15 protein-coding genes are annotated in these 12,859 nt (G+C 71.7%); 4 read left to right on the forward strand and 11 right to left on the reverse strand.

Going from position 1 to position 12,859, the window contains the following annotated elements; all coding sequences use genetic code 11:
• Positions 1-77: 77 nt before the first annotated feature.
• The 6 genes from ACFVTH_RS16610 to rpsB all read right to left on the reverse strand — a co-directional run bounded on the left by ACFVTH_RS16610 (position 78) and on the right by rpsB (position 4,899).
• Positions 78-632: a DivIVA domain-containing protein gene (locus ACFVTH_RS16610; protein WP_386940818.1), complete on the reverse strand. Its 555-nt coding sequence runs from the start codon at positions 630-632 to the stop codon at positions 78-80.
• Between the two features lie 20 nt (positions 633-652).
• Positions 653-1,636, reverse strand: a complete 984-nt coding sequence (locus ACFVTH_RS16615) for a phosphatidate cytidylyltransferase (protein ID WP_387093227.1) — start codon at positions 1,634-1,636, stop codon at positions 653-655.
• Positions 1,637-1,645: 9 nt separating this feature from the next.
• Positions 1,646-2,200 carry a ribosome recycling factor gene (frr, locus tag ACFVTH_RS16620; protein ID WP_386940814.1) on the reverse strand — a complete coding sequence of 185 codons (555 nt, stop codon included), beginning with the start codon at positions 2,198-2,200 and terminating at the stop codon, positions 1,646-1,648.
• Between the two features lie 33 nt (positions 2,201-2,233).
• Positions 2,234-2,965 carry a UMP kinase gene (gene pyrH / locus ACFVTH_RS16625; protein WP_386940812.1) on the reverse strand — a complete coding sequence of 244 codons (732 nt, stop codon included), beginning with the start codon at positions 2,963-2,965 and terminating at the stop codon, positions 2,234-2,236.
• A gap of 174 nt (positions 2,966-3,139) precedes the next feature.
• Entirely contained in the window at positions 3,140-3,964 is an 825-nt protein-coding gene (tsf, locus tag ACFVTH_RS16630) for a translation elongation factor Ts (protein ID WP_387093230.1), read from the reverse strand.
• Positions 3,965-3,987: 23 nt separating this feature from the next.
• Complete coding sequence (rpsB, locus tag ACFVTH_RS16635) at positions 3,988-4,899, reverse strand: 30S ribosomal protein S2 (protein WP_386940810.1); 912 nt, start codon at positions 4,897-4,899, stop codon at positions 3,988-3,990.
• A 272-nt stretch (positions 4,900-5,171) separates the two neighbouring features.
• Between rpsB and ACFVTH_RS16640 the strand changes: the two genes are divergently transcribed.
• Entirely contained in the window at positions 5,172-5,759 is a 588-nt protein-coding gene (locus ACFVTH_RS16640) for a M23 family metallopeptidase (RefSeq protein WP_387093233.1), read from the forward strand.
• Positions 5,760-5,774: 15 nt separating this feature from the next.
• Here ACFVTH_RS16640 and ACFVTH_RS16645 read toward each other — a convergent pair whose 3' ends face one another.
• Entirely contained in the window at positions 5,775-6,737 is a 963-nt protein-coding gene (locus ACFVTH_RS16645) for a tyrosine-type recombinase/integrase (RefSeq protein WP_387093236.1), read from the reverse strand.
• Positions 6,734-7,648: a metallophosphoesterase gene (locus ACFVTH_RS16650; protein WP_387093239.1), complete on the reverse strand. Its 915-nt coding sequence runs from the start codon at positions 7,646-7,648 to the stop codon at positions 6,734-6,736. Before ACFVTH_RS16650 ends, ACFVTH_RS16645 begins: the two co-directional genes overlap by 4 nt.
• A 174-nt stretch (positions 7,649-7,822) precedes the next feature.
• Between ACFVTH_RS16650 and ACFVTH_RS16655 the strand changes: the two genes are divergently transcribed.
• From ACFVTH_RS16655 to dprA, 3 genes are read left to right on the forward strand one after another with little or no spacing between them, the layout of a single operon-like run.
• Positions 7,823-8,179: a YraN family protein gene (locus ACFVTH_RS16655; RefSeq protein WP_387093242.1), complete on the forward strand. Its 357-nt coding sequence runs from the start codon at positions 7,823-7,825 to the stop codon at positions 8,177-8,179.
• The gene (locus ACFVTH_RS16660; protein ID WP_387093245.1) at positions 8,179-9,711 is read left to right on the forward strand and encodes a YifB family Mg chelatase-like AAA ATPase; all 1,533 of its coding nucleotides are present in this window, start codon (positions 8,179-8,181) and stop codon (positions 9,709-9,711) included. Before ACFVTH_RS16655 ends, ACFVTH_RS16660 begins: the two co-directional genes overlap by 1 nt.
• Positions 9,708-10,967, forward strand: a complete 1,260-nt coding sequence (gene dprA / locus ACFVTH_RS16665; protein ID WP_387093248.1) for a DNA-processing protein DprA — start codon at positions 9,708-9,710, stop codon at positions 10,965-10,967. The genes ACFVTH_RS16660 and dprA overlap by 4 nt, the downstream gene beginning before the upstream one ends.
• A gap of 68 nt (positions 10,968-11,035) precedes the next feature.
• Here the strand turns inward: dprA and ACFVTH_RS16670 are convergent, their stop codons facing one another.
• From ACFVTH_RS16670 to lepB, 3 genes are read right to left on the reverse strand one after another with little or no spacing between them, the layout of a single operon-like run.
• On the reverse strand, positions 11,036-11,359 hold the full coding sequence (locus tag ACFVTH_RS16670) for a DUF2469 family protein (RefSeq protein ID WP_386940783.1): 324 nt from the start codon (positions 11,357-11,359) through the stop codon (positions 11,036-11,038).
• A 6-nt stretch (positions 11,360-11,365) separates the two neighbouring features.
• Positions 11,366-12,058: a ribonuclease HII gene (locus tag ACFVTH_RS16675; protein ID WP_387093251.1), complete on the reverse strand. Its 693-nt coding sequence runs from the start codon at positions 12,056-12,058 to the stop codon at positions 11,366-11,368.
• The gene (gene lepB / locus ACFVTH_RS16680) at positions 12,058-12,807 is read right to left on the reverse strand and encodes a signal peptidase I (protein WP_387093254.1); all 750 of its coding nucleotides are present in this window, start codon (positions 12,805-12,807) and stop codon (positions 12,058-12,060) included. Before lepB ends, ACFVTH_RS16675 begins: the two co-directional genes overlap by 1 nt.
• Between the last annotated feature and the right edge of the window lie 52 nt (positions 12,808-12,859).

Below are 12,859 nucleotides of genomic sequence, written 5' to 3' on the forward strand. Positions count from 1 at the left end.
TCTGATCCATTGTGTCTACCCACGATTCGTCGAGTGTATCGGAGCGCGGGCGGGCACGTCGACCGCGACGCGGCACGTCATCGGACGGCGAGCATCACGTCGACGACGGCGTCGAGCACGAGGTCGACCTGCGCCTCGCGATAGCCGCCGCGTTGGGTCGCGAAGACCACCGAGCGGACGTCCTCGACGGAGATCGGCCACCCGTCGCGGAAGTAGCGCGTGAGGCGATCGGTGAAGCGGTCGACCTCGCGCACGCTGTACCCGAGCACGAGCGGGTTCATCCGCTCGAACCGCTCGCCCTCCGGGCGCGCGAGGCGGTTGGAGACGACCTGGGCCGTCATCCTGGCCTCGCGCAGCCATGCCTCGTCGCCGTGCAACCTGGCGGCGACCTGGCGCTCCTGCGCGGCGAAGGCGTCCTCGAGGCGCGCAAGCGCGGCATCGACGTGATCCGTCGAGTAGCCGCGCTTCTGCATCGCGAACGCCGTGAGCCGGATCTGCTCGCTCGTCAGCGGCTCGTCGTCGGGCAGCGCGGCGCCGTCGTACGCGCGTCGAGCACGCTGCAGGAACGCCTCGACCTGTGCGGTGTTGTAGCCGAGGCGGGGCTTTCGGGCGAGCGGGAAGGTCGGATCCACCGCACCAGTATCGCGCACGCTCAGCCGAAGATCCGGAACGCCACGAACGCGACCGCGGCGGACGGGAGGATCGAGTCCAGGCGATCGAGGAATCCACCGTGCCCGGGCAGCCACGAGCTCATGTCCTTGATGCCGATGTCGCGCTTGATGAGCGACTCGACGAGGTCGCCGAGCGTCGCGGTGAGGAAGATCGCCGCGCCGAACAGCAGCCCGAACCACCAGGTGTTGCCGAGCAGGAGGAGCGAGATCAGCAGGCCGGCGACGATGCTGGTCGCCGCGCCGCCCGCGAAGCCCTCCCACGTCTTCTTCGGGCTGATCACCGGCGCCATCTTGTGCTTGCCGAACATGAGCCCGAACGCGTACGCGCCGGTGTCGGCGGCGACGGCCGCGATGATGAACGCGAGCGTCCACAGCTCGCCCCCGTCGGCCGCCGTGAGCACCACGGCGAAGGTCGCCAGGAACGTCACGTAGCCCTGCACGAAGGCGCCGGCGGCGAGATCGCGCACGAGGCCGCGCCCGTCGGTGCGACGAGACGGCAGCGTCTGCTCGACGAGGCGCCAGGCCGTGACGATCGCGATGCCGCCGAGCACGGCGATCAGCTGGCCGCCCGCTCCGCCGTAGTACGCCACCGGCACCGCGGCGACCGCCACGACGACCGTCGGGATGCGCGGGACGCGGTACTCGGCCTTGCGCAGCGCCTGCGCGAGCTCGTAGCTCGCGAAGCCGGCGATCACGACGGCGAGGAGCATGAAGAGCTCCTTGACGACGAGGAGGCTCAGCAGCACGGCCCCGCCGAACACGAGGCCGATCAGGATCGCCACGAGCAGGTTGCGACCGGTCCGCGCGTTGATCTTCTCCTGGGCCTCGTCGAACTGCGCCTTGGATGCCTCGAACTGACGCTCGAGGCCGGCCTTGCGTGCGTTCACCTGGGCGCGGAACTCGCCACGCGCGGTCCGTTCATGCCCCCCGGCGTCCGACTTGCCCTCTTCTGGGACGCCTGTCATCTCGCTCCCTCAGACCTCGAGGAGTTCGGCTTCCTTGCGCTTGAGCGCCTCGTCGATCGCGTCGACGTTCGACTTCGTGATCTGCTCGAGCTCCTTCTCGCCGCGCGCCACCTCGTCATCGCCGACCTCGCCCTTCAGCGCGTCGAGGTCGTCCTTCGCCTTGCGGCGGATGTTCCGCACGGAGACCTTCGCGTCCTCGCCCTTCGAGCGCACGATCTTGACGAACTCCTTGCGGCGCTCCTCGGTGAGCTCGGGCAGCGTCACGCGGATGAGGTTGCCGTCGTTCGTCGGGTTCGCCCCGAGGTTCGGCATGTCGCGGATGGCCTGCTCGATGTCCTTCATCGCGCCCTTGTCGTACGGGGTGACGACGAGCGTGCGCGCCTCGGGGTTCTGCAGCGACGCGAGCTGCGAGAGCGGCGTCGGGGTGCCGTAGTAGCTCACCATGATCTTCTGGAAGAGCTGCGGGTTCGCCCGCCCCGTGCGGACGGTCGCGAAGTCGTCCTTGGCGACCTCGACCGCCTTCTGCATGCGGGTGGTGGCATCGGAAAGTACATCCGCGATCACGGGAACTCCTTACGGTTCGCTACTCGGGCCAGTCTATCGACTGGTCGGCTCCACGCCGTTGCTCACGACGGTGCCGAGGTCGGCGCCGAGGATCGCAGCGGTCACGTTGCCGGCGGGGGTCATGCCGAACACCTGCATCGGCATGCCGTTGTCCATGCAGAGGCTGAAGGCGGTCGAGTCGACGACCTTGAGGCCGCGCTGCAGCGCCTCCTGGTAGCTGATCCGGTCGATCTTCGTCGCCTCGGGGTTGGTGCGCGGGTCGTCGGAGTACACGCCGTCGACGCCGTTCTTCGCGACGAGCACGACCTCGGCGTCGATCTCGAGCGCGCGCTGCGCCGCGACCGTGTCGGTCGAGAAGTACGGGAGGCCGGCGCCGGCGCCGAAGATCACGACGCGTCCCTTCTCGAGGTGCCGTTCGGCGCGACGCGGGATGTAGGGCTCGGCGACCTGGGTCATCGAGATCGCGGACTGCACGCGCGTCTCGGCGCCCGCCTGCTCGAGGAAGTCCTGGAGCGCGAGGGAGTTCATCACGGTGCCGAGCATGCCCATGTAGTCGGCCCGGCCGCGGTCCATGCCGCGCTGGCTGAGCTCCGCGCCGCGGAAGAAGTTGCCGCCGCCGACCACGATCGCGACCTCGACCGTCTTGGCCGCGTCCGCGATCTCGCGGGCGAGGGCGCTCACGACATCGGGGTTGACCCCGAGCGCTCCCCCGCCGAATGCCTCTCCTGAGAGCTTCAGCATCACTCTGCGCTTGCGTTCCGTCATCCCCGCCGTCCTTCCGGTACCCGTGTCAAAACTAGTGCTTCGCCGCGCCCGGGCACAGTGCCGGGCGAGTCGCGCGCGGCGCGCCGCCGTCGGGATGACGTCGGCGCGGAAGCATCCGCGCATGGAAAAGGGAGTCCGGATCGACTGAACGATCCGGACTCCCTCACCAGGGTGTTACGCCGTGGCCTTGAAGCGGGCGAACCCGGTCACGGTGAGACCGGCGTCCTCCAGCACCTTCTTGACCTGCTGCTTGTCGTCGCGGGCGTAGCCCTGCTCGAGCAGCACGATCTGCTTGAAGAAGCCGGTGAGACGGCCGTCGACGATCTTCTCCAGCATCGCCTCGGGCTTGCCCTCGTTGCGGCTGATCTCGGTGACGATGTCGCGCTCCTTCTCGACGAGCTCGGCCGGCACGTCCTCACGCGTGAGGTACTGCGGGTCGAACATCGCGATGTGCTGCGCGACGGCGCGAGCGGTCTCGGCGTCGGCGCCCGTGTAGGCGACGACCACGCCGATCTGCGGCGGCAGGTCCTTCGAGGTCTTGTGCAGGTAGACCGCGAACTCGTCGCCCGAGAGGGTGACGGCCTTCGCGAGCTCGACCTTCTCGCCGAGGGTCGCGGCCTGCTCGTCGATGACCTCGCCGACGGTCTTGCCGTCGACGGGCGCCGCGAGGGCGGCCTGCACGTCGGTGGCACCGGCGGCGGCGACCGCGTCGAGCACCTTCTCGGCGAGCGCGACGAACTTGTCGTTCTTCGCGACGAAGTCGGTCTCGCAGGCGAGCTGGATCATCGTGTAGCCGGCCGGCGACTGCTTGGCGGCGACGAGACCCTCGGTGGTCGAGCGGTCGGCGCGCTTCGCGTTGCCCTTGGCACCCTTGAGACGCAGGATCTCGGTGGCCTTCTCGAGGTCGCCGTCGGCCTCCTCGAGCGCCTTCTTGGTGTCGACCATGCCCGTGCCGAGCTGCTCGCGCAGGGTCTTGATGTCAGCGATGCTGATTGCCATGTCTGGCTGTCTCCTTCGGGGACTTATTCGGCGGGAGTGGCGGCGGCCTCTGCGGCCTCGGCGTCGGCGGCCGACTCGGTCGCGGCGACCTCGGTCGCTGCCTCGTCGACGACCTCGGCGGCCTCGACCTTGGCCTCGGCCTCGGTCTCGGCGGTCTTCTCGGTCGCGGCGCTCTGCTGGAGGAGCTCCTGCTCCCACTCGGCGAGCGGCTCGACGGCCGAGACGTTGCCGGCCTCTTCGGGCTTCTGGTGGCGCTCGATGAGGCCCTCGGCCGCGGCGTCGGCGATGATGCGGGTGAGCAGGCTCACCGAGCGGATCGCGTCGTCGTTGCCCGGGATCGGGTACTGGACCTCGTCGGGGTCGCAGTTGGTGTCGAGGATGCCGATGACGGGGATGCCGAGCTTCTTGGCCTCGTCGATCGCGAGGTGCTCCTTCTTGGTGTCGACCACCCAGAGCGCCGAGGGGGTCTTCGACAGGTTGCGGATGCCGCCGAGCGACTTGTGCAGCTTGTCGAGCTCGCGCTTCTTGATGAGGAGCTCCTTCTTGGTGAAGCCGCTCGTGGTGCCCTCGAAGTCGAGCTCCTCGAGCTCCTTCATGCGCGCGAGGCGCTTGGAGACCGTCTGGAAGTTGGTGAGGAGGCCGCCCAGCCAGCGCTGGTTGACGTAGGGCTGGCCGACGCGGGTCGCCTGCTCGGCGATGGACTCCTGGGCCTGCTTCTTCGTGCCGACGAAGAGGATCGTGCCGCCGTGGGCGACCGTCTCGCGGACGAAGTCGTACGCCTTGTCGATGAAGGCGAGCGACTGCTGCAGGTCGATGATGTAGATGCCGGAACGCTCGGTGAAGATGAAGCGCTTCATCTTCGGGTTCCAACGGCGGGTCTGGTGCCCGAAGTGCACGCCGCTGTCGAGCAGCTGGCGAATGGTGACGACGGCCATGAGCCGTTCTCCTTCTGTTCTCAGTTGTCGCAACCGGCCGGCGGCCGGGAGCCCTGGTGCCCGGCACGGCTCCGCCGTCGCCCTGATTTCTCAGGGGTCGGACTGAATGGAGTCGGTCGCCGAATGGGCACGCGTAGTCACCTCGACGGGCGAGGCGCTCTTGACACTCTACCATCGGCACTCCTCCTCCCCAACCGCGCGCCCGCCGCCGCGCTCCCGGTGCTCGGGGGCCGAACGGGCTGATGCCTCGGAGCCGCCGCAGGATCGTGGCCATGACCCTTCTCCCGCCCCCAGCAGTGCGGCGACGGCGCCGCGTTCTCGCCTCCACGCTCGCATCCACGACGCTCGCCCTCGCGGTCGCCGTCGCGTTCGCCGCCGTCTCGCCGCCCGTTGCGCTCGCGCTCGGACTCGCGCCCGCCGCGACGCCCGCCGAGTCCGAGCGGGCGACGACGACGCAGTGGGTCTGGCCGGTGCCCGCCCCCATCCGCGTGGTCTCCCCGTTCCGCGCCCCGCCGACGCCGTACGCCTCCGGACATCGCGGCATCGACCTCGAGATCGAACCGGGGGCGCCGCTCGTGGCCGCCGAGTCGGGCGTCGTGCGCTACGCCGGCATGGTCGCCGGCCGCGGGGTGGTCTCGATCGACCACGGCGGCGGGATCGTGAGCGCGATCGAGCCCGTCGACCCCGCCGTCGCGACCGGAGACGAGCTCGCGGCCGGCGCGGCGATCGGTACCGCCGCCCGGGGCGGCCACTGCGAGGGCGACTGCGTGCACTTCGGCGTCAGGGTCGACGGCGAGTACGTCTCGCCGTTCCGGTTCCTCGGTGGCCTTCCGCGTGCGGTGCTGCTGCCGTCGGCCTGACGCGCGAGGCGCGCGTCAGGCTCGCGGGTGCGCGGTGCGGTAGCTCTCCTTCAGCCGCTCCGCCGAGACGTGAGTGTAGATCTGCGTGGTGCCGAGGCTCGCGTGGCCCAGGAACTCCTGCACCGCCCTGAGATCCGCACCGCCGTCGAGGAGGTGCGTCGCCGCGGTGTGGCGGAAGGTGTGCGGACCGCTCGGCCCCGTCCCCGGGATCTCGGCGAGAACACCGGCCACGAGCGCGTAGACGCTGCGGGTACCCATGCGCGCACCTCGCGCGCCGAGGAAGGCCGCATCGGCGTTCGAGGTGGTGCGTGCCGGTCTCTGAGCGGCCGTGCCGTCGCCCTTCCTCGCCCGCTCGAGGATCGCCGGGCGGCCGAGCTCGAGATACCGGTCGAGGGCGCGCGCCGCGGGTGCGCCGTACGGCACGACCCGCTCCTTCGACCCCTTGCCGACCACCCGGACGGTACGGCGCCGCCGATCGACGTCGCGGACGTCGATGCCGACGAGCTCGGAGACGCGGAGCGCCGAGGCGTAGAGGAGCTCGACGATCGCGACGTCGCGGACGTCGATCGGGTCGTCCGTCGCGACGGCCCTCGCCTCGAGGCGGGCGAGCGCCTCGTCGAGCGCGGGCGCCGCGACGACGCGCGGCAGCGCGCGCTGGGCTCTGGGGGCGCGCAGTCGCGCACCGTGGTCGATCGGCACGAGGCCGCGGCGGGTCATCCATGCCGTGAAGCCGCGCGCGGAGGCGGCGCGGCGCGCGATCGTGGCCCTGGCCAGCCCGCGCTCGGTCGCCGCCCAGAGCCAGTCGCGCAGGACCGGGAGGTCGATCTCGCCCGCCTCCGCGACGCCGTGCTCCTCTGCGAAGCGGAGGAGGTCGGCGAGATCGGACCGGTAGGCGGCGACCGTGTGCTCGGAGTAGCCGCGCTCGGTGCGCACGTGCGCGAGGTAGTCGTCGACGACGACGTCGAGCGGCGAGGTCACGGCGGCGGCTTGCGCGAGAAGCGCTCGAGTCGTTCGGCCGGGGTCATCGCCTCGAGTTCGGCGAGGTACGCCTCGCCGAAGCTCGTGACGACGTCGAACGGGCCGACCGGCACGACCGAGGCCGCGAAGGCGTCCTCGAAGAGGTGGACGAGCGAGAAGGAGCGCCCGCCGTCGATGCCGACGAGCTCGCGGGGCGGCGCCGAGAGGTCCATCGTGTAGGCGGTCGCCCCGGCGACGGAGACGGGGATGCCCGCGAACGCGCCGTGGGTCGCGTAGTGGAGGTGACCGCCGAGGAACAGCCGCACGTCGCGACCGCGCACGACCTCGGCCAGTCCGTCCTGTCCGCGGAGCTCGAGCACGTCCATCAGGGCCAGCGGCGTCGCGATCGGCGCGTGGTGCATGGCGATGACGGTGCCGCGCGGGGCGGGCTCGGCGAGCACGGCGGCCAGCCAGTCGAGCGAGCGAGCGTCGAGCTCGCCGTGGTGGTACCCGGGCACCGTGGTGTCGAGCGCGATGATCCGGAGCCCGTCGAGGTCGATGACCCGGTGCACCGGTTCGTCGGACGATGGCGCCCCGCCGGGCGCCTCGTCGAGCAGGCCCGCCCGGAAGGCCGCGCGCTCGTCGTGGTTGCCCATCACCCAGACGAGCTCCGCCCCGGTCTCGCGGGCGAGCGGATCGAGCGCCGCACGCGCGCGCACGTACGCGTCGGGTTCGCCGAGGTCGGCCACGTCGCCGGTGACGACGATCGCGTCGAGGGAGGAGCCGAGGCGTTCGAGCTGCGCCGCGGTCTGCGCGAGGGCGGCGACCGTGTCGGCCGCACCCCCGAGCGGGGCGCCGCCCGAGAGCAGGTGCGTGTCGCTGACGTGCGCGATGACGGTCGTCGCCGCCGGATACCTGCCGAGTCTCGCCATCTCCCCACCCCCTTCGAGGCCAGCCTACGATCCGGCACCGACAGGCGTCGGGACGACGGGCCGCCCCGCGCACTTCTCCCTCACAGTGCGCCCCCGCACGGGCATTCCCCCGAACCGGGTGACGGGGCCGACCGGCTCGGTCCGCGCGCCACGCTCGAAGTGGAGGTGGTCGACTTGGCCCACAACACGGAGCTCGGCCGGCACGGCGAACGACTCGCCGCCGCCCATCTCGAGGCGCGCGGCATGTCGGTGATCGAGCGCAACTGGCGATGCCGGCTCGGCGAGATCGACCTGATCGCCCGCGACGGCGGCGTCGTCGTCTTCGTCGAGGTCAAGGCGCGATCCGGTCGCGGCTACGGGCATCCGTTCGAGGCGATCACGCCGCTGAAGCTCGCTCGGCTGCGCCGGCTCGCGACCGCCTGGTGCGAGCAGTCCGGCACCGGCCCCACGCGCATCCGCATCGATGCGATCGCGATCACCGTGCCGCGCGACGCACCCGCCGTCATCGAGCATCTCGAGGGAGTGAGCTGATGCCCGTCGCCCGTACGACCTCGGTCGCCCTGCTCGGCCTCACCGGTTCGATCGTCGAGGTCGAGGCCGACCTCTCCGCGCAGCTGCCGGGCGTCGTCATCATCGGCCTGCCCGACGCCGCCCTCGGCGAGGCGCGTGACCGCGTGCGCTCGGCCGCGAGCAATGCGGGCTGCCCGCTGCCGAGCCGGCGCCTCACGGTCAATCTCTCGCCCGCCGCCCTCCCCAAGCACGGATCGGGGTTCGACCTCGCGATCGCGATCTCCTGCCTCGCCGCGGCGGGCGAGCTCTCGAGCGAGTCGGTCGCCCGCGTCGTGCACCTCGGCGAGCTCGGGCTCGACGGCCGACTCCGGCCGATCGACGGCATCCTCCCGGCCGTCCTCGCGGCCGTCCGCTCGGGGCACGACCTCGTCATGGTGCCCTCGGCCAACGCCGAGGAGGCCTCGCTCGTGCCCGGCGCACGGGTCATCGGCGTCGCCTCGCTCCTCGACGCCGCGATCTGGCACGGCGGCGCCTTCGAGCCGCGGGCCTGCGACCCGGTGCCCGGCCCGTCGCCCGCGACCGATGCCGCCGAGCCCGCCGGCGACCTGGCCGAGATCGCGGGCAACAGCGATGCGGTCGAGGCAATGCTCGTCGCCGCCTCCGGCGGGCACCACGTCTCCATGCTCGGGCCGCCCGGCGCGGGCAAGACGATGCTCGCCTCCCGCCTGCCCGGTCTCCTTCCCGACCTCGACGCGGATGCCGCACTCGAGGTCGCGTCGATCCACTCGCTCGCGGGTCGCCGGCCCGGCGCGCAGCTCTCGTTCAGGCCGCCCTTCGAGGCGCCGCACCATACGGCCACCGCCGCGGCGATCGTCGGCGGGGGAAGCCGGCTGATCAGGCCGGGCGCGGCGGCGCGGGCGACGCACGGCGTGCTCTTCCTCGACGAGGCGCCCGAGTTTCCGAGGGCCGTCCTCGACGTGCTGCGTCAGCCGATCGAGTCGGGCACGATCTCGATCCATCGCGCGAACGCCGTCGCGACCTTCCCGGCGCGATTCCAGCTGGTGCTCGCCGCGAATCCGTGCCCGTGCGGCAACTCGGGCACCGACGCGTGCACGTGCGCGCCGATGGTGCAGCGCCGCTACCTCTCGCGGCTCTCGGGGCCGCTCCTCGATCGGGTCGACCTGCAGCTGCGGGTTCCCCGGGTGACCGTCGCGGCGATGCGGATGGCCGACGGCGGCGGAATCTCCACCGCGCAGGGACGCACGATGGTCTCGACCGCGCGCGCTGCGGCCGCCGAGCGCCTGCGCGGCACCCCCTGGCGGACCAACGCCGAGATGCCCGGGCCGTGGCTCCGCGGGGCCGGTCGGCTCCATCCCGGGAGCCGTGCGACGACGACCCTCGATCGCCTGCTCGAACGGGGCGGCATCACGATGCGCGGGTACGACCGGATCCTGAAGGTCGCCTGGACCCTCGCGGACCTCGCCGGGCGCACCACGCCGAGCGCCGAGCACGTCGGTCGCGCCATGTTCTTCAAGTCGGGAGTCACCTCATGAGCGCCACGCTGCGCACCGTCGCCGCCCATTCCTCCGCGATCGCCGCCGTCCGCGACGGCCGCACGCCCGACGACGAGGAGGGTCGCGCCGAGGCCGCCGCCCGTGCAGCGCTCGGGTTCCTCTCCGAGCCGGGCGACGGTGTGCTCGGACACCTCGTCGCCTCCGTCGGGGCGCCCGCGGTGCTCGACCTCATCGTCGCGGGCGCCGCGCCCGCCGAGTTCGCCGCCGCCCTGCGCGCCTCGGGCGAGCCGCTCGCCGAGTCGTCGATCGAGCACGGACTCCAGCGCTGGCGCCCGCGCGTCGACGCCGGGGCGTTCGTGCGCTCGCTCGAGCAGGCGGCCCGCGTGGGCGCGCGTCTACTGATGCCCGGCGACGCGGAATGGCCGACCGGCGTCGACGATCTCGGGGCGCACGCCCCGCTCGCCCTCTGGGTGCGCGGCCGCGCCGCCGCCCTCGCCGGTGCGCAGCCGACGATCTCGCTCGTCGGGGCGCGTGCGGCGAGCGGCTACGGCGAGCATGTGACGGCCGACGCCTCGGCCGGCCTCGTCGATCGCGGGTTCCTCATCGTCTCCGGCGGCGCCTACGGCATCGACGGCACCGCCCACCGGGCGGCGCTCGCGAGCGACGGCACGACGGTCGCGTTCCTCGCCGGCGGCATCGACCGGTTCTATCCCGCGGGCCACGAGTCGTTGCTCACCCGCATCGCCCAGTCGGGCGCGATCTTCTCCGAGGTGCCCTGCGGCACCGCCCCCTCCAAGTGGCGCTTCCTCCAGCGAAACCGGCTCATCGCCGCCGCCGGCGAGGCGACGGTCGTGATCGAGGCCGGGCTCCGGTCGGGTTCGTTGAACACCGCGGCCCACGCGACGCAGCTCGGCCGCCCGCTCGGCGCAGTGCCCGGGCCGGTGACGAGCCCGTCGTCGGCCGGATGCCACCGGCTGATGCGCGAGCGCGATGCCACCTGCGTCGTCGACGCGGCGCAGATGGCCGAGCTCGCCGCCGGTATGGGATTCGGCATCGACGGCGGCGCGGCGGGCCGCTCGGCGGCCGTGGCACCGGCGTCGCCCGATCCCTCGCCCGACGCCGTCCGACTGCTCGATGCCCTCAGCTCGAGGAGCGCCCGCTCGGTCGACGAGCTCGCCCGACGCAGCGGCATGGCGCCCGGCCTGGTGATGTCGACGCTCGCCGAACTCGAGGTCGATCGCCGAGCGGTCCGCGACGTCGACGGCGACTGGAAGCAGCGGGCGCGGCGTCGATGACCGATCCGGACAGTGCCGCACGCGCGGCCGTCCAGCACCGCGACCCGACCGATGCGGCGCACCGACGGCTACTCGTCGAGCGCGAGCTCCTTCGGCAGCTCGAACTCGCGAGCCGCCAGCTCCTCGACGTTGACGTCCTTGAAGGTCAGCACCCGCACGGCCTTCACGAAGCGGTCGGCACGGTAGACGTCCCAGACCCAGACGTCCTTCATCGTCAGCTCGAAGTAGAAGTCGTGCTCGGTGTCACGGCGCACGAGCTCGACCTCGTTCGCGAGGTAGAACCGTCGCTCGGTCTCGACCACGAACTTGAACTGCGAGACGATGTCTCGGTACTCGCGGTACAGGGCCAACTCGACCTCGCGGTCGTAGTCTTCGAACTCGTCTTCATCCATCGTGGTTCATCCTACGCCGAGGTCGAACAGGGCCGGTGCCTCGGGCGCCCGCTCATGCAGCCAGGTGCGTCGATGCAGTGCGTTCGGGCCGTGCTCGTCGATCGCGGCGAAATGCGCGCGACTCGAGTAGCCCTTGTTCTCGTCCCACGAGTAGAGCGGGGTGTCGGCGTGCGCGCGACGCATCCCGCCGTCTCGGTGCACCTTCGCGAGGACCGAGGCCGCCGCCACCGAGGCGCAGTCGCGGTCGGCCTTGATCCGGGTGCGCACGGCGACCCGCCGCTCGATGGCCGGGCTCAGCCAGTCGTGGTTGCCGTCGAGGATGAGCGGCGAACCGGCCACCGCGTCGGCGAGCGACGTGCCGGGGGCGAGCGCGGCGAACGCGCGCGCGCCGGCGAGCCCGAGGCACGCCATGATGCCGAGCTCATCGATCTCGGCCGCCGAGGCCTCCCCCACCGCCCAGGCGCGCACCCACGCGCCGGCCCGCGGCGCCATCGCGTCGCGACGCGGCTCGCTCATGAGCTTCGAATCGCGCAGGCCCGCCGGCATCCGCCGCACGGCGGGGTCGATGACGACGAGGCCGACGGTCACGGGGCCCGCGAGCGCGCCGCGGCCGACCTCGTCGCAGGCGAGCACGAACGGCGCCCCCTCGTCGAAGAGCTCGCGCTCGGCGCGGAGGTTCGGGATCGCCTGTCCGGCCATCACCCTTCGCCTTCGTCGACGCCCTCGAAGACGGTCGGGTAGTTGTCGAGCCATGCCCAGTGCGAGATCGGCCAGCTGACGACGAACGCCCGGCCGACGACGTTGTCGATCGGCACGAAGCCCTTGAGCGGCGTGTCGCCGTTGTAGCGCGAGTCCTTGGAGTTGCCGCGGTTGTCGCCCATCACCCAGAGCGCGCCCTCGGGCACGGTCTCGTCGAAGTCGACCTCGGAGACCTTGGTCTCGCCCGGCGGCAGTGCGACGTACGCCGACTCGTCGAGCGGCACGCCGTTCACGCTCATCTGGCCCAGGGCGTTGCAGCAGGTGACGTGGTCGCCCGGCAGGCCGATGACGCGCTTGACGAGGTGATCGTTCGAGTCGGGCGCAGAGAGCCCCACGAAGGCGGTGAACCAGTCGATCGCGGCGATGAGCGGCGGCTGCGGCTCCTCGACGCGGGCCGGCAGCCAGCCGCCCGGGTCCTTGAAGACCACGACGTCGCCCCGCGAGATGGGCGTGACCTCGGGAACCAGCTGGTTCACGATGATGCGATCGTCCTTCACGAGCGTCATCTCCATCGACTGCGATGGGATGAAGAACGACCGGATGAGGAACGTCTTGATGAGGAACGAAACGAGCACCGCCACCACGAAGATGACGAGCAGGTCCCTCAGGAAGAGGAGTACCCCGCGCTGCCTGCCGCGTGCCGATGCCGAACCAGCGCGATCTTCGCGCATGGTGGTGTCTTCTGTCATTTAACCGCCCGAGCTCCCCACCAGTCTATTGGTGGGGAGCTCGGTCGGAGTT

The organism is Agromyces sp. NPDC058104, from assembly GCF_042884835.1.
Classification (GTDB): Bacteria; Actinomycetota; Actinomycetes; order Actinomycetales; family Microbacteriaceae; genus Agromyces.